15 protein-coding genes and 1 pseudogene are annotated in these 15,914 nt (G+C 40.0%); 12 read left to right on the top strand and 4 right to left on the bottom strand.

All coding sequences use genetic code 11. The features are described from left to right. Positions 1-14 precede the first annotated feature (14 nt). Complete coding sequence (gene epd / locus AB2N10_RS07005) at positions 15-1,031, bottom strand: erythrose-4-phosphate dehydrogenase (RefSeq protein ID WP_369434546.1); 1,017 nt, start codon at positions 1,029-1,031, stop codon at positions 15-17. A gap of 204 nt (positions 1,032-1,235) precedes the next feature. Between epd and ppiC the strand changes: the two genes are divergently transcribed. The 7 genes and pseudogenes from ppiC to AB2N10_RS06970 all read left to right on the top strand — a co-directional run bounded on the left by ppiC (position 1,236) and on the right by AB2N10_RS06970 (position 6,021). Next, positions 1,236-1,514: a peptidylprolyl isomerase PpiC gene (gene ppiC, locus AB2N10_RS07000; RefSeq protein ID WP_369434545.1), complete on the top strand. Its 279-nt coding sequence runs from the start codon at positions 1,236-1,238 to the stop codon at positions 1,512-1,514. A gap of 281 nt (positions 1,515-1,795) precedes the next feature. Then, positions 1,796-2,284 (top strand): hypothetical protein, encoded by a 489-nt coding sequence (locus AB2N10_RS06995; protein ID WP_369434544.1) that lies wholly within the window; start codon positions 1,796-1,798, stop codon positions 2,282-2,284. Between the two features lie 78 nt (positions 2,285-2,362). Then, entirely contained in the window at positions 2,363-4,105 is a 1,743-nt protein-coding gene (locus AB2N10_RS06990; protein ID WP_369434543.1) for an anti-phage dCTP deaminase, read from the top strand. 72 nt (positions 4,106-4,177) lie between these two features. Beyond that, positions 4,178-4,366 (top strand): type II toxin-antitoxin system RelE/ParE family toxin, encoded by a 189-nt coding sequence (locus AB2N10_RS06985; RefSeq protein WP_354624561.1) that lies wholly within the window; start codon positions 4,178-4,180, stop codon positions 4,364-4,366. Beyond that, positions 4,359-4,673: pseudogene (locus AB2N10_RS06980) on the top strand (helix-turn-helix domain-containing protein). The gene AB2N10_RS06985 and the pseudogene AB2N10_RS06980 overlap by 8 nt, the downstream one beginning before the upstream one ends. A 241-nt stretch (positions 4,674-4,914) precedes the next feature. Then, positions 4,915-5,598, top strand: a complete 684-nt coding sequence (gene sfsA, locus AB2N10_RS06975; RefSeq protein WP_354624560.1) for a DNA/RNA nuclease SfsA — start codon at positions 4,915-4,917, stop codon at positions 5,596-5,598. A gap of 3 nt (positions 5,599-5,601) precedes the next feature. After that, complete coding sequence (locus AB2N10_RS06970) at positions 5,602-6,021, top strand: methyltransferase (protein WP_354624559.1); 420 nt, start codon at positions 5,602-5,604, stop codon at positions 6,019-6,021. Here AB2N10_RS06970 and glpD read toward each other — a convergent pair. The 3 genes from glpD to AB2N10_RS06955 all read right to left on the bottom strand — a co-directional run bounded on the left by glpD (position 6,002) and on the right by AB2N10_RS06955 (position 10,533). Beyond that, positions 6,002-7,543: a glycerol-3-phosphate dehydrogenase gene (gene glpD, locus AB2N10_RS06965; RefSeq protein ID WP_369434542.1), complete on the bottom strand. Its 1,542-nt coding sequence runs from the start codon at positions 7,541-7,543 to the stop codon at positions 6,002-6,004. The genes AB2N10_RS06970 and glpD overlap by 20 nt on opposite strands. A 71-nt stretch (positions 7,544-7,614) precedes the next feature. Then, positions 7,615-9,141: a glycerol kinase GlpK gene (gene glpK, locus AB2N10_RS06960; RefSeq protein WP_354624557.1), complete on the bottom strand. Its 1,527-nt coding sequence runs from the start codon at positions 9,139-9,141 to the stop codon at positions 7,615-7,617. A gap of 48 nt (positions 9,142-9,189) precedes the next feature. Beyond that, positions 9,190-10,533, bottom strand: coding sequence for a DASS family sodium-coupled anion symporter (locus AB2N10_RS06955; protein ID WP_354624556.1), 1,344 nt, complete (start codon positions 10,531-10,533; stop codon positions 9,190-9,192). Between the two features lie 174 nt (positions 10,534-10,707). On the opposite strand from AB2N10_RS06955, the gene AB2N10_RS06950 reads away from it, so the two are divergent. From AB2N10_RS06950 to pheT, 5 genes are all read left to right on the top strand, one after another. Further along, positions 10,708-11,733, top strand: coding sequence for a GGDEF domain-containing protein (locus AB2N10_RS06950; protein WP_354624555.1), 1,026 nt, complete (start codon positions 10,708-10,710; stop codon positions 11,731-11,733). 14 nt (positions 11,734-11,747) lie between these two features. Continuing rightward, positions 11,748-12,152, top strand: coding sequence for a fumarylacetoacetate hydrolase family protein (locus AB2N10_RS06945; RefSeq protein ID WP_369434541.1), 405 nt, complete (start codon positions 11,748-11,750; stop codon positions 12,150-12,152). Further along, positions 12,038-12,358, top strand: coding sequence for a fumarylacetoacetate hydrolase family protein (locus AB2N10_RS06940; RefSeq protein ID WP_369434656.1), 321 nt, complete (start codon positions 12,038-12,040; stop codon positions 12,356-12,358). The genes AB2N10_RS06945 and AB2N10_RS06940 overlap by 115 nt, the downstream gene beginning before the upstream one ends. A 176-nt stretch (positions 12,359-12,534) precedes the next feature. Next, positions 12,535-13,515, top strand: coding sequence for a phenylalanine--tRNA ligase subunit alpha (pheS, locus tag AB2N10_RS06935; RefSeq protein ID WP_354624553.1), 981 nt, complete (start codon positions 12,535-12,537; stop codon positions 13,513-13,515). An 11-nt stretch (positions 13,516-13,526) separates the two neighbouring features. Further along, positions 13,527-15,914: a phenylalanine--tRNA ligase subunit beta gene (pheT, locus tag AB2N10_RS06930; protein ID WP_354624552.1), complete on the top strand. Its 2,388-nt coding sequence runs from the start codon at positions 13,527-13,529 to the stop codon at positions 15,912-15,914.

Genomic DNA, 15,914 nt, shown 5'->3' with positions numbered 1-15,914 from the left:
TGCTTGATGAAATGTTATTTACCTATATCTCGTAAATGGGTGCACGTATCTAATAAACGGTTAGCAAAGCCCCATTCGTTATCGCACCACACCAAAAGCTTCACCAAATGGCCGTCGCTAACACGTGTTTGTGTGCCATCAATAATGCATGAGCGAGGATCATGATTAAAGTCTATTGAAACTAATGGTGCTTCCGTATAACCTAAAATACCCGCTAATTGATTTTTTTCAGCCACTTGTAAACAATGGTTAATATCTTCCACCGTGACGTAGCGATTCACCTTAATGCTAAGGTCCATAGCCGTCACATTAATCGTAGGAACGCGAACGGCAATCGCTTCAAATTTATTGGCAAACTTAGGTAAGATTCGCTCAATACCAGCGGCAAGTTTAGTATCAACGGGAATAATCGATTGGCTTGCTGCGCGTGTTCGGCGCAAATCAGAATGATAAGAATCAATCACGGGTTGATCATTCATCGCGGAATGAATCGTCGTGATCGTGCCACATTTTATTGAAAAAGCCGCATCCAGCGTCGCAATAACAGGAACAATGCAGTTAGTTGTGCATGATGCGCCTGAAATATAAGTCTCTTCACCAGTTAACTCTTGATGATTAATACCGTAAACCACCGTTGCTTCAACATCATGGTCGGCGGGATGTGAAAAAATGACTTTTTTAGCACCCGCATCGAGATGTTTCTGTGCATCTATTTTACTACCATAGATGCCCGTACAATCAATCACTATATCCACATCGAACTGTTGCCACGGTAAATCATCAATCTCTGCATGGCTGACCAAATGGATACAATCATCTTCGATTTTTAGGCAATTATCCGTTAATTCCACTGCAAAGGGAAAACGCCCATGCGTTGAATCATATTGAGTTAGATGTGCAATAGATTTCGCATCGGCAAGTTCATTGATGACGACTACTTTAAGCTCATCTTGGCGGTGACTTTCATATAGTGCGCGTACCACACTACGTCCGATTCGGCCGTAGCCATTGATAGCAATTTTAAAGGGCATAAATAAAGCTTACTTCATCACATAAAAAAAGAGGGTGATTGTAAAAGAAATACCTGCATATGTAATGCTTTTATCACCCTAATTTATAATATAATTTCCCATGAACTCTACCTGGTTAGAAATCAGTGTTTAGCAATTGACGAGATTATTAATGGATTCGCATCCTGTGTTACAATGCTATTTTTTAATTTTATTGAGGTGATTATGGCTCGCACAGCCGCTGCATTACACATATTGGTCAAACATAAAGAGCAAGCCGATGATATTCTTGCACAGTTAAAGAAAGGGGCAAAATTTCAAACCTTAGCGAAAAAATATTCCACCTGCCCATCGGGCAAAAAGGGCGGCGATTTAGGTGAATTTAAAAAAGGGCAAATGGTGCCGCAGTTTGATAAAGTCGCTTTCACTGGTGAAATTTTAACCCCTCAGCTAGTAAAAACAAAATTTGGCTGGCATATCGTGAAAGTGCTGTATCGCACCTGATGGCGAGCTAAGGTAACGCTAAACGCAACTTGTCGGGGCTGAAGATATGATTATCAGATCTCGCTTTTTGCCATTTTATTAAAAAAGATGTGGATGTCCTCGATCATTATCGTAATTAAGCCAATTCAGCGATATATCACTCAATTTAATCAGTCAGTTATTAAAAACAGAATATTTAATTGAATATCAATAAATTATGAATTATTGTGTTTTTTATTTAGAATAATCAGGCTGAAAATGAGAAATTCTACAGCCTCGTTAGAGCTCAATCGGAATTAAAAATGGATATATCTAAAATACTGGTAGATTTGAAAGGTAGGGTTCTAGACGTAGCGCATTTCGATTTGCTAAAGCATGCTTACGATCTTCAAGAAGAAAATATAAAGCAGCTAAAAACAAACAACGATGCTCTGAAAGAAAGCAATCAGCTTCTACAAGATGAGGTTTCGGCGCTGAAGAAGGTTAAGGACGATCTAGCTAGCGAGAATAGCGTGGTGCGTGGGATGTTCCCCAGTGATGATATCGACCTTAGCGAGGAAGCCGACTATGTCTTAAAAGTATTTCTCTCTAGAGATGCCATAAATGTTTTTGAGAAAGATCTTCTTAAAGATGCAGGGGTGTCAATAATACGTACTCAAAGTGGCATTACCGAACTACAAGAGAAAGGGTTTGTGTCATATGGGCGGCCTCTAGCGGGTGGGAATATAATTGGGTTAAGTCCAAGAGGGCAAAAGAGGCTCGCAAAAATTCAAGCAAGCTCTAACAAGTAAATCTTAGGGACGCCGCAAGCGGCGCCCCAAATTTAAGCGTTATGAGCCCAAGCATTTACATATTTATGGAGTTAACAATTGTCTAAAACAAAAAACAATGCAATGATTTCTAGCCTGTTTCATGAGCGCAGTAAATTTATTGTAATAGGGTTGACCGGAAGAACAGGTTCAGGCTGTACTACAGCAGCAAACATCCTAGAAAATGAAACAGCAAACTTTCCACAAGTTGAAGATGTGAAGTACGGGAATAAACCCTTTTTTTCTAATTTAGACTCAAAAAGATACAAAATTGCATCTCATTACATTACTGAGAATTACAGTTCTTTCATTTCAATTAAAGTTAGTGATTTAATCTCTGCATACATATTAACTCTCTCTGCTACTCAAGCATCTGATTTTATCAAAGAGCAAACCTGTGATGTCAGTAAAAACAAAATAGACGACGTAATAAGGAAAGGCTGCTTCCATTCGAGTTTTACTAAAAAGGGTATTTTAAAGTCAATATCGAATAAAATATTAAATCATACTGAGAACTTAGAGTTGACTGAGCGAGAAAAAACAAAATTCTTCTCGTATATGAAATTGATCAGAAAATTCACCGAAGATTTCAAAAAAGAGTTAAGAGAACTCCATAATGAACTTTATATAAAGGTTTACCAAGCAGCAGGAAATTCTATTCGTAGAACAGGAAGTGTTCAATCAGCTTTTAAAGATGCTCCGTTCGAACCAGAGTCAGTATTCCATTTGCCTGAAACAATAAATAGATGCATAAAAAATATTAGGCACATAAAGTCTAATGGAGCTTTCATTGTAATTGACGCAATTCGAAACCCTTTTGAAGCAAAGTTCTTTAAAGATCGTTATTCAGCTTTTTATTTAATATCAATAAATGCTCCAAATGAAGATCGTAAGGCGTATTTACAAAATGAACATAAATATACAGTAGATGAATTTGATGAACTAGAACTAAGAGAATCAGGGAAAACTAAAATAGAGGATGCTGATTTTATAAGTCAAAATGTTAAAAGGTGTATCGAGATATCTGATGTTCATATATTCAATCCTAGGAATGAACTTGATAATAACAATGTATTAAAAGCGCAGTTAGCTTGGTATTTAGCATTAATAAAACATCCTGGGTTAATATCTCCAACAAATCTTGAGCGCGTTATGCAAATTGCTTATACAGCAAAAGTTAACTCAGGTTGTGTTTCTCGCCAAGTTGGTGCAGTTGTTACTGATGAAAATTATTCTATAAAGTCTGTTGGTTGGAATGATGTAGCAAAAGGGCAAGTACCATGTAATTTGAGGTCGCTAAATGGATTAGCTAATGACTTCGATGAAATTACTTATAGTGTTTATGAAAGGCATAATAAAGAGTTTAGAAATGCTGCTAAAGGTGAATATATAAAAATATCAGGTCAAGAGGGAACTCAGGGTAAAAATCTATCATACTGTTTTAAAGACATTAAGAATTCTTTAGATGACTCTGGTAATCAAGTGCACACCAGATCGTTACATGCTGAGGAAAATGCTTTTCTGCAGTTAGCCAAATATGGTACTGCAGGTATTGAAGGGGGTAAACTATTTACTACAGCTAGCCCTTGTGAGTTGTGTGCTAAAAAAGCATATCAATTAGGAATTAAAGATATTGTGTATATCAATCCATACCCGGGAATTGCAATCGATCACATCCTATCCATTGGTAGTAATAAACCGAATTTAATTCAATTTAGAGGGGCTGTAGGTAAGGGATACCACCAATTATATGAACCTACAATATCATATAAAGATGAACTAAATTACCTAAAGGGCTCATAACACCAATTGAGGACATCCAAATCTTTTGATTGATGTAAATCAATAAAACATTTGGATGTCCCCGATTTTAGTTTGCGGAAGATTCGAGTTGCAAGTAAGGGGAAAGGAAAGCGTGGTGGTTCACGTGTTATTTATTACTTCCTTGATGAAAAGCGACGTTTTTATTTACTCACCATTTATGGGAAAAGTGAAATGTCAGATTTAACCGCAGATCAAAAGAAACAGTTAAAGGCTTTTATGGAGGTCTGGCGTAATGAATAATCGTGATTTATTTACAGAATTAAGCTCAGCTCTTGTTGAGGCAAAAGAGCATTCTGAGGGGAAGATTACCCTTAAAACACATCAGGTTAATGATTAAAGTGAGCTTGCTATCTCACCTAGTGAAATAGTACATATTCGAGAGAAATTTAATATGTCACGTGGTGTGTTTGCTCGTTTGCTTCATACATCTTCTCGGACTTTAGAAAACTGGGAGCAAGGGCGCAGTTCTCCAAATGGGCAAGCCATTACTCTTTTGAAATTAGTGCAACGTCATCCAGAAACTATCACGCACATAGCAGAGCTATAACAAACAAGTGTAGGTGTCGCGCAGCCGACACCTTATTCGGGTGTTGGACAAGCCCAATCGGTCATTGCTGCTCCTTATAGTAAATCAGATGCTCACGCGCGAGTTTTAAAGAGTATTAAATCTTGAAAGTAGTTTGGTCACCTTTGGCATTAGATAAACTAGAAACTACAGCTAAATTTATTGCACTTGATCTCTTGATGATTGGTTGCCAAATTTTGTAGTACATTTAATGGATAACCCCATGTTTACTCATTTACAGAAAGCGACGTTATTAAAACGCTATAAACGTTTTTTGGCGGATGTGTTGCTTGAGAGCGGTGAAACGATCACGATTTATTGCCCCAATACCGGGGCGATGACCCATTGCGCAGACGCTGGGGATACAGTTTATTTTAGCGCATCGGATAATCCTAAGCGTAAATATAAATATACGTGGGAGCTAACCCACAGCAAAGCAGGACATTGGATCTGTATTCATTCGCAACGGGCAAACCAGTTTGTTGCCGATGCACTTGCGGCACAAAAAATTCCCGAACTACTTGATTACGAAAATATCAAGGCCGAGGTGAAATATGGTAGTGAGAACAGTCGCATCGATTTTTTGCTGACAGCAGCAGGGCGGCGCGATTGTTATGTTGAAGTGAAAAGTTGTACGCTGCTTGATGAGTCATTTGGCTCAGGGCAAGGTTTTTTCCCCGATGCTGTTTCAATCAGGGGGCAAAAGCATTTGCGCGAATTGATGCAGATGAAAGCGGCTGGTTGCCGTGCCGTTTTACTTTTTGCGATATTGCATACTGGTATTCGCGCCGTTAGCGCAGCTAACCATATTGATGCAAAATATGCGCTATTATTTGAACAGGCAAGGCAGAGTGGGGTTGAGGTAATCTGTTATCATGTGCCGATTTACTATCAGAAGGTTAGTTAAATTATGATTTATGTGGTTGCCCAGTTTGTATTATTACTCTTTTTAGCATGGCCGATGGCAAACCTCTCTTTCTCTGCGCTCGGTGCAGCACTTATTTTGCTTGCTGGTATTGTGGCACTCTCTGCGCTATTGGCCAATCGCCCTGGTAATTTTAACGTTCGTCCAACCCCGAAGGCGGGTGGGGAGTTAATTACTTTTGGTATTTATTACTACATTCGCCACCCTATGTATTGCTCTCTATTTTTCGCAGGATTAGGCATACTTTTTTGCCAGTTTAGTTTGTGGAAATTATTGGCTTGGTTTTTATTGGTGTTGACACTCACCTTAAAAGCGCGTTTTGAAGAGCAGGCGCTGCTGGTTAAATTCCCTCATTATCAAGAGTATCAAAGCACCTCTAAGGCGTTTATCCCTTTCCTTTGGTGAGTGTTATGCTGTTGTTCCGTTGCTCGACGATGTAGGCTCGTAGCTGATCCTGTTGTGGGGTGTCCAGATATAAACCTAACTTAGTTCTGCGCCAGAGTATATCCTCACTGGTTTTGGCAAACTCGTTTTGTAGTAAATAATCAACTTCAAGGCGATATAGACCACTCCCAAAATATGTGCCGAGATCTGATTTTGTATGCACATCGGCTAATAAATTTAATGTTAATGTACCAAATTGATTGACGTAGCGTTGCAGCAGTTGCTTTTCTAAAAATGGATATTGGCGACTTAAATGTGTTGCGTATTGGTTGCGTGTGCAATTGAAATCTCCCCCGGGTAAGGGGGCTTGTGCCGTCCAAGGTGTTCTGTTCGTTGTAAAGTAGGGGGCGAGTTTATGCATCGCGGCCTCTGCTAATTTTCGATACGTGGTTAATTTTCCACCAAAAACAGCAAGTAGCGGTGGTTGATTATCGCCTGCAGATATTTCTAGGGTGTAATCACGAGTGACGCTTTGTGCTGCATTAGATTGGTCATCACAGAGTGGGCGAACACCGCTATAGGAGTAGATGATATCGTTTTTAGTGATTTGCCTGATAAAATATTGGTTAACCACGCCCAGCAAATAGGTTATTTCATCTTCTGAAATTGTCACATGCCGGGGATCTCCAGAAAATTCAATATCGGTGGTGCCAATAATAGAAAAGTCATCGAGGTAGGGAATAATAAATACAACCCGTTTATCTTGGTTTTGTAAAATGTAAGCTTGTGGTTGATCATGTAGTCGTTTGGTAACGATATGCGATCCTTTTATCAATCGTATATTGCGTGGCGATTTATCTGTTAAGGCATTATCAAAAAATTGTTTTACCCATGGCCCCGTCGCGTTAACTAATGCGCGCGAGTAGCGTTGAAAATAGATATTGGTGATGGTGTTATATAACGTTACTTGCCATACGCCTCCTAGACGCTGTGCTTTTTCAACGCGGCAGTAATTACAAACCTCGGCACCATTCTGTTGCGCACTAATGACATTAAGAATGACTAATCTAGCATCATCTACCCAGCAGTCTGAGTACTCAAACCCGGTTTTTATGTTTTTTTTCAATAAGCCTGATGCTGTTAAATCAACCTGTTTGCTTGCCGTTAATGTGCTGCGTTTACTTAAGTTATCATATAAGCAAAGTCCGAGTCGAATCATCCATGTGGGACGTAGAAATGGTTGATGGGGTAAAATAAAACGCATTGGGATGGTAATATGCGCTGCTTTTTTCATGATGATTTCACGTTCTGCTAATGCTTTTGCCACTAAACGAAATTCGTAAAGTTCTAAATAGCGTAGTCCTCCGTGAACCAATTTTGAACTCGCTGAAGAGGTTGCTGAGGCAAAATCAGCGGCCTCATATAAACCGACACTTAAGCCGCGCCCAGCAGCATCGGCGGCTATGCCTGCGCCATTGATTCCGCCGCCCACGACAATTAAGTCTAGTATCTCATCTGCACCTAGCTGGCGTTGCTTTTCCATATTACACTCACTTAACGATTGTATAGCCTGTTGCCGCTTTTTGATTGGTCTGGTTGCGTTGTTATTGGCGATTAGTCATCTTGCTCTTCACTGTGTAATGTTGCCCATGTTTGCGCACATTTAATGGCGCGCTGCCAACCGCGATAGCGATTTTGACGTTTTTGCAGATCATGATCGGGCTCGAAGGTTCGCTCAATAGTCGCTTTATTTGCTAACTCATCAAGCCCCTGCCAATAGCCAACGGCTAAACCAGCAAGGTAAGCGGCGCCTAATGCGGTGACTTCTGTTACTGTCGGGCGATGTACGTTGGTATCTAATAAATCCGATTGAAATTGCATTAAAAAATTATTGGCGATAGCACCGCCATCGACCCGTAATTCCGCTAATTGAATAGCGGCATCGGCTTGCATCGCATCTAAGACATCTCGTGTTTGGTAGGCGATGCTTTCGAGTGTCGCACGAATGATATGTGCAGCGTTTACCCCTCGAGTGAGTCCAACGATGGTGCCACGAGCATAGGGATCCCAGTAAGGCGCGCCAAGCCCTGTAAACGCAGGTACAAGATACACCCCTTTAGTGGAGCTTACTTTGGTGGCAAAATATTCACAATCCTTGGCGTCGTCCAGTAAATGGAGTTCATCTCGTAACCATTGCACCGTTGCTCCCGCCATAAAAACAGCGCCTTCTAAGGCATAACAGAGATCACCCTGTGCATTGCAGGCGAGAGTAGTTAACAGACCGTTTTTTGAGGTTACCTTTTGCTTGCCTGTGTTCATTAAAAGAAAGCAGCCCGTGCCATAGGTGTTTTTGGCTTGCCCTGGGTGTACGCACATTTGTCCAAAAAGTGCAGCCTGTTGATCGCCTGCGATCGCGGCGATGGGAACCGTTGCCCTGCTTTGCTCGGATATTTTGACATGTCCATAAATTTCAGATGACCGCTTCACCTTGGCAAGCATGCTACGAGGAATGGAAAATGCGTCTAATAATTTATCATCCCATTGTAGGGTGTTGATATTAAACAACATGGTGCGAGAAGCATTGCTGTAGTCGGTAACGTGGACATGGTCTGTTGTTAATTTCCATACTAGCCAAGTATCTATGGTACCAAAAAGTAATTTCCCTGCCTTTGCATCATCTCGTGCATTAGCGATGTTATCTAAAATCCATTTAATTTTGCTCGCTGAAAAGTAGGGATCAACTACTAAGCCTGTATTTTCATGGATGTATTCATTGAGTTCCGTTTGCGCTTTTAATGTTTCGCAGATGGCTGCTGAACGGCGACACTGCCAAACAATTGCGTTATAAACGGGCTTACCCGTTTCTTTATTCCAGACAACGGTTGTTTCACGTTGATTCGTAATGCCTATCGCTGCAATTTGCTCACTGGTGATGGCCGCCTTGTCGAGTGTTTCCACCAATAGTGCGGAAACGGATGTATATATCTCTAAGGGATCATGCTCAACCCAGCCAGCATGAGGGTAGATTTGTGTTACTTCGCGCTGACCAATTTCGATGATATTAGCATCATGATCCAAAATTAAAACTCGGGAACTTGTCGTACCTTGGTCAATGGCAATAATGTATTTTTGCTTGTTCACATAAGCCCCTACATAAAGCGACTAATTTTGTTAATTATCTTATTACTCTCAGTTAATAAAATAGGCCCAATAAAAAGAGGCAAAGAGAGTGGTTAAAATAATACCAAGTAAATTGAGTAATAGGCCGTATTTAGCCATGCTGCTGATATTGACCGATTCGCAGCTCATTGCAATGGCATTGGGCGGTGTCGCAATGGGTAGCATAAAGGCGTAACTGGCACAAATAGTGGCAACCATCATCAGCAATCGCGTATCTAAGCCATTTTGCACTGCTAATGCATTAATGACTGGCAATATCATGGAAATAAGCGCCGTGTTACTGGTTATTTCTGTTGCAAATGTCACCATGCTAGCAATGATAATAATCAGTAATATCGTTGGTAATTGGCTGAAATTTTGTAGAAAAATAGCCAGTTTATCGGCTAACCCTGAGCTCGTAAATAGTGCGGCTATGGAGAACCCCGCACCAAATAAGAGGATAATATCAAAGGGGATTTTTTTCATATTTTTCCACGTGATAATAGTAAATGGTGGAAAAAAAAGTAGTAACCCAAAGCCTAATAATATTCCCGTTTCATTTAGCCCTAACCCTTCATAGTAAGGTTCGATTGGTGAGTTGAAGAGTAATAAAATGACTAAAGCGGTTAAGATAAATGTCACTTTTTTTTGTTCAACCGTTAAAGAGACAGCAAGCTGGGTCGGTTGTTTATCAAGTTTTTTATTTTTTGTTCCCCATGACAGTATCCATCCCAGTAAGAAAAACATAACAACGGCGAGAGGCAGTGCCAACATCACCCACTGTGCAAAGGGAATGGTTGCTAATTTTAAGTTATTTAATAGTCCATATAAAATTAAATTGGGTGGCGTACCAATCGGGGTGATGATGCCACCGATGCTCGCACCATAACAAATAGCTAAGGCAAACCGTTTTTTTAAGGCGTTATCATCCGATAGAAAGAGCACCAAAGGAATCAATAAAAGACTGCTGGTAGTATTGGATAAAAAGGCGCTTAAAGAGCCTGCGGTTAACGCCAGCGCATAAATCATCCCGCGCACAGTGTGTGGAAAAAATTGTAAAATTTTATTCGCAATAACTTTATGTAATTCTGTTTTTTCTACCGCAATGGCCAATAAAAAGCCGCCTAAAAACAGAAAGATAATCGATTTACTGTAATTGCTGCTAACCGCATTAGTTGACATCAAATTAAACATTGGAAAAAGTATCACAGGCAGCAGAGAGACGACGCCCAATGGTAATGCACTATTACTCCATAAAATGACCAACAAGCTGATCAAGGCTAACGCTTTAGCCTGTTGCACATCAAGGACCAATAGAAGAAGCCAATAAAATAATAGTGCAGAGATAACCGCAGCTGCTAACTTTATGACCATAATTGATATCCTCATCTTGTGAGTCCTTGATAGTTACTATTTTAGTCTTAATTTCTGTAAAAAGGGCGGCATAAAGACATTTATAATCTGTGATGGCCCTGTTGGTACTTAAAATATGAGCATCAATTTATTCTATTTGCTATATTTATCCTCAATTTACTTAAGGATGACTATATGAGTGATGATTTGATTGTCGAATCAGTAAAAAATTTAAAGAAAGCTGTGCCATTAATGATGAAGTATAAGGTGCCGACAACGCCAATAAACTATGCATTGTGGTATAACTATGTTGCTAAGGATATACCGCAGTTAAATGTCGAATTAGATGCGATATTGACCCAGCAAGCGCATTGCTCGGAAATACAAACGGAAGTTTTATATCGTCAATTTGTTGCCGATGAATCTGAGTCAAGTACTTGGCAATTAAGGCAAAATGTAGAAAAAATGTTATTGCAGTTGGATCAATCGATAACAGACACCCACAGTGATACGGTCAAATTTAGAGATTCATTCGATAAAACATTTTCACAAGTTAGTATGACGGAAGATAAAAAATGGTCCGTTGATGAAGTAATTAGTCTGCTTAAAAAAATTGAAGGTGATTCAGAAGAGATGAGTCGTTCAACGCAATTTTTTAGCGAGAGTTTACAAGCCGCAAAAGCGGAAATATCTACATTAAAAGAAGAGTTGCAAAAAAGCCAACAGCAAGCCTTATATGACGCTTTGACTGGATTATTAAATCGTCATTCATTTGATGTGGAAGTGACTAACTTTATCAACAATGAAGCGAATGGTTTATGTTTGATTATTGCTGATATTGATAATTTTAAATTGCTAAATGATCAATGGGGGCATTTACTTGGTGATCAGGTATTGAAAGCCGTCGCAAAGAAATTAAGTAGCAGCATGCGCGAAGGGGCTAAAGTGTATCGTTTTGGTGGTGAAGAATTTATTATATTATTACCTAAAAGTAATTTAAGAGTGGCGCGCCACTTTGCAGAAACGCTGCGTAAATTAATGGAAAAAGTGGCTTTAAAAGATAAGCGCACTGGCAAATGGATAAATAACATTACCTTGTCATTTGGCGTGGTTGAGTGCCAAGAAAGAGATTCCGTGAGCTCATTGATTGCGCGAGCAGATGAATACTTATATGAAGCTAAACGATTAGGGCGAAACCGCGTTTTGCCTATGATGCAATAGATAGGATGGTACGTATGAAAAATATTATCGCCGATGGAGCGTTGCTTACTCCTTCTAAAGTGGTCTGTATCGGTCGAAACTATGTTGACCATATTAAAGAACTAAATAACGAGATACCTGAGCAGGCGGTTATTTTTGTTAAACCTAACTCAGCGATATGTGATGAAATTTTTACCGATAAAGTGGAGACGATACACTATGAAGCTGAATTATCTTTTATGATTAGCAATAATAAAATTAGCGCGGTAGGGATTGGTTTAGACCTCACTAAACGCGCGCTGCAAACAAAGTTAAAAGCCAAGGGATTGCCCTGGAACGCGCAAAATCCTTTGATAAATCGGCTGTATTTAGCGAGTTTGTCCATTTTGATGGTGATCTTGAAAAGCTATCTTTACAGTTATTTATTAATGAGAAGTTAGTACAGCAGGCAAATTTTGATTTGATGATTTATAAACCGCAGCAAATTGTCAATGAGGTTGCTTCGTTCATGAGTTTTAGTGATGGTGATGTATTGATGACCGGGACGCCAAAGGGCGTAGGTGAAATTGCTCGCAATGACCATTTTATTGGTAAAGTGTTCTATGATGATAAATTATTAATTGAGAAAAAGTGGACAGTTAATTAGCCGTATCGACAATAATTACAGTTAATTTTGCGTGGTTTTTATCTGTTCGTAAGTTAATTATTGTTTTTCTTGCATTTTAGCGACTCATTTCGCTGCAACACTAGCCATATCTTCCTGATATGCGTAAAATTACGCCCATTATTTTTAATCACTTGCTTTAGGTAGAGATATAACCAATGCAGCACCTCGATGAAATAGTTGCCAATGCGCAACAACAGATAGAAAATGCCGTTGATGGCAATGAGTTGGAACAGATTCGTTTACAGTACTTAGGCAAAAAAGGTTTAATGACTGAGCAAATGAAAGGCTTGGGTAAACTTCCTCCAGAAGAAAAACCAGCCGCGGGTCAGCTAATTAATAAAGCGAAGCAAGCAATTCAAGGTGTCTTAGTCGCACGCAAACAAGCATTAGATGAAGCCGTATTGAATGCAAAATTGGCTCAAGAAACGATCGATGTTACTCTACCTGGGCGTGGCGCGCCATTAGGTGGCGTTCATCCTGTTACCCGCACGATTGATCGTATTACTGAATTCTTTGCTGAATTAGGTTTTGAAGTAAAAAATGGACCTGAAGTAGAAGATGCTTATCATAATTTTGATGCGTTAAATATTCCTCCGCATCATCCTGCTCGTGCTGATCACGACACATTTTATTTCTCCCCTGATTTGGTGCTTCGTACACAAACCTCTGGTGTGCAAATCCGTACCATGGAAAATAGTAAGCCGCCTGTTCGAATTATCTCGCCGGGGCGTGTATATCGTAACGACTACGATCAAACCCACACACCAATGTTCCATCAAGTTGAAGGGTTAATGATTGCTGAAAATGTAAGTTTTAGCCAATTGAAAGGGATTTTGCATGACTTTTTGCATAACTTCTTTGAACAAGATCTTCAAGTGCGTTTCCGTCCATCCTATTTTCCTTTCACCGAACCCTCGGCTGAAGTGGATGTGTTAGGTGAGAATGGTTGGTTAGAAGTACTAGGTTGCGGCATGGTTCACCCTACTGTTTTACGTTCAATGGGGGTTGATCCAGATAAGTATTCTGGTTTTGCATTCGGTATGGGGGTAGAGCGTTTAACCATGCTTCGTTACGGCGTAAATGATTTACGTTCATTCTTTGAAAATGATCTCCGTTTCCTCAAGCAATTTAAGTAAGGGTTAGAATAATGAAATTTAGTGAAGCTTGGTTAAGAGAATGGGTAAACCCTGAAATTAGTCGTGAAGAGTTGTTACACCAAGTCACCATGGCTGGTCTTGAAGTGGATGATGTAGAAGCCGTTGCCGGTGATTTTAGTAAAGTTGTTGTGGGTGAGGTAGTTGAGTGTGGCCAACATCCCGATGCAGATAAATTACAAGTTACAAAAATAAATATTGGCGAAGATGAGTTACTCGACATCGTCTGTGGCGCAAAAAACTGCCGTTTAGGCTTAAAAGTTGCCGTTGCCGTGGTTGGCGCTGTATTGCCGGGTGATTTTAAAATTAAAAAAGCGAAATTACGCGGACAAACCTCGCTTGGTATGTTGTGCAGTGAATCAGAGCTAGGCATGGCTGAAACAGCCGATGGAATTATTGAACTGCCTGTTGATGCGCCGATTGGCAGTTGCGTTCGTGAATACTTACAGTTAGATGACGTTATTATCGATGTTGATTTAACTGCAAATAGAGCCGATTGCTTAGGTATTTCTGGGCTTGCTCGTGAAGTTGGTGTATTAAACAATAGCACTGTTACTGAGCCAACGTGGCAAAATGTTGCTGTTACGATTGATGACCAAGTTGCTATTAATTTGCAAGATCCAACTGCTTGTCCTCGTTATTTAGGGCGTGTTATTCGTGGTATTAAGCAAAATGCAGCAACGCCTTTATGGATGGTAGAAAAATTACGTCGTTGTGGTGTGCGCAGTGTTGATGCCGTTGTGGATATTACGCAGTATGTGTTACTTGAATTTGGTCATCCAATGCATGCCTTTGACCTTGATAAGTTAGAGGGTGGTATTGAAGTTCGTCTTGCTAAACAAGATGAACCGTTGACATTACTTGATGGTAAAGAAGTTAAGTTAAATGCAGATACCTTAGTGATTGCGGATCAACAAAAAGCATTAGCGATGGCTGGTATTTTTGGTGGCACTGACTCTGGTGTTAGTGAAGGTACTAGCAATATATTTTTAGAAAGTGCTTTTTTTGCTCCTTTAGCGATTGCAGGCCGTGCTCGTTCATACGGTTTACATACCGATGCATCGCATCGTTACGAACGTGGTGTTGATCCTGTTTTACAAGCTAAAGCGATGGAGCGAGCAACGCAGCTATTAGTTGAAATCTGTGGCGGTGTTGTTGGCCCAATAAGCGAAGCGGTTAGTGTTGAGAATTTACCAAAACAGTCTGAAATTTACTTACGTCGTAGTAAATTAGATAGCTTAATTGGTATTGCTATTGATGGTGAGCGAGTGACTGAGATTTTAACTCGCTTGGGCTGTGATGTTACTGTTAGCGCGGAAGGTTGGACTGCGATTGCACCAACATACCGTTTTGATATGGCGATTGAAGAAGATCTTATTGAAGAAGTCGCTCGTGTATATGGCTATAACAATATTCCAAATATTGCCCCTGAGGCAGCGTTAAGCATGCCTGCGCATAATGAAGCGACTCTTAAATTAACCAAAATACGTGATGTATTAGTCAATCGTGAGTATCAAGAAGCGATTACCTATAGTTTTGTTGATCCTGATAAACAACTTAAATTACATCCACAAGCTGACGCACTGATTTTGCCGCACCCGATTTCTAAGGATATGTCAGCAATGCGCGTGAGCCTATGGACGGGGTTATTAGAAAGTGTTTCTAATAACCAAAAACGCCAACAAGCACGTGTTCGCTTATTTGAAACGGGTCTGCGTTTTATCAAAGATGAAAGTGTTGAAAATGGTATTTCTCAACAGCCAATGTTAGCGGGTGTCATTATCGGTAATGTGAATGATCAACATTGGGATATTGCCACACGTAATGCGGATTTTTTTGACCTTAAAGCGGATCTAGAGGCAATACTAGACCTTTGTGTTGATGCTCACAGTTTTGAGTTTAAAGCAGAAACCCACAGTGCATTACATCCTGGTCAGTCAGCGGGTATTTACCGTAATGGTAAAAACATTGGTTATATCGGTACATTGCACCCAAGTTTAACCAAACCATTTGCATTAAATGGTACTGCGATAGTATTTGAGATTCAACTTGAGCAGATCATTACACGTAAATTACCACAATCAGCGGATATCTCTAAGTTCCCAGCTAACCACCGAGACCTTGCTTTTGTTGTCGATGAGCAAGTAAATGCAGGTAACGTACTAAAATTTATAGAAAAAATTGGCATTACTGAACTAGTTGGCATAAACTTATTCGATGTATACCAAGGTGCAGGCGTAGCAGAAGGTAAGAAGAGCTTAGCGATAGGTTTGATCCTACAAAATACGACGAGAACCTTAGAAGAGCAAGAGATTGCAAATAGTGTAAATAGCATTATAGAAGCGGTTTCTATGGAGTTTAATGCATCGTTGAGAGAATAA

It is taken from the genome of Psychromonas sp. MME1, from assembly GCF_041080865.1.
Lineage (GTDB): Bacteria > Pseudomonadota > Gammaproteobacteria > Enterobacterales > Psychromonadaceae > Psychromonas.
This window is presented reverse-complemented; position numbering and strand designations above follow the sequence as displayed.

Coding starts and splice junctions, on each gene's coding strand:
- epd (WP_369434546.1), bottom strand. CDS start 1,031: ATGCCCTTTAAAATTGCTATCAATGGCTACGGCCGAATCGGACGTAGT.
- ppiC (WP_369434545.1), top strand. CDS start 1,236: ATGGCTCGCACAGCCGCTGCATTACACATATTGGTCAAACATAAAGAG.
- AB2N10_RS06995 (WP_369434544.1), top strand. CDS start 1,796: ATGGATATATCTAAAATACTGGTAGATTTGAAAGGTAGGGTTCTAGAC.
- sfsA (WP_354624560.1), top strand. CDS start 4,915: ATGTTTACTCATTTACAGAAAGCGACGTTATTAAAACGCTATAAACGT.
- AB2N10_RS06970 (WP_354624559.1), top strand. CDS start 5,602: ATGATTTATGTGGTTGCCCAGTTTGTATTATTACTCTTTTTAGCATGG.
- glpD (WP_369434542.1), bottom strand. CDS start 7,543: ATGGAAAAGCAACGCCAGCTAGGTGCAGATGAGATACTAGACTTAATT.
- AB2N10_RS06955 (WP_354624556.1), bottom strand. CDS start 10,533: ATGGTCATAAAGTTAGCAGCTGCGGTTATCTCTGCACTATTATTTTAT.
- AB2N10_RS06950 (WP_354624555.1), top strand. CDS start 10,708: ATGAGTGATGATTTGATTGTCGAATCAGTAAAAAATTTAAAGAAAGCT.
- AB2N10_RS06945 (WP_369434541.1), top strand. CDS start 11,748: ATGAAAAATATTATCGCCGATGGAGCGTTGCTTACTCCTTCTAAAGTG.
- pheS (WP_354624553.1), top strand. CDS start 12,535: ATGCAGCACCTCGATGAAATAGTTGCCAATGCGCAACAACAGATAGAA.
- pheT (WP_354624552.1), top strand. CDS start 13,527: ATGAAATTTAGTGAAGCTTGGTTAAGAGAATGGGTAAACCCTGAAATT.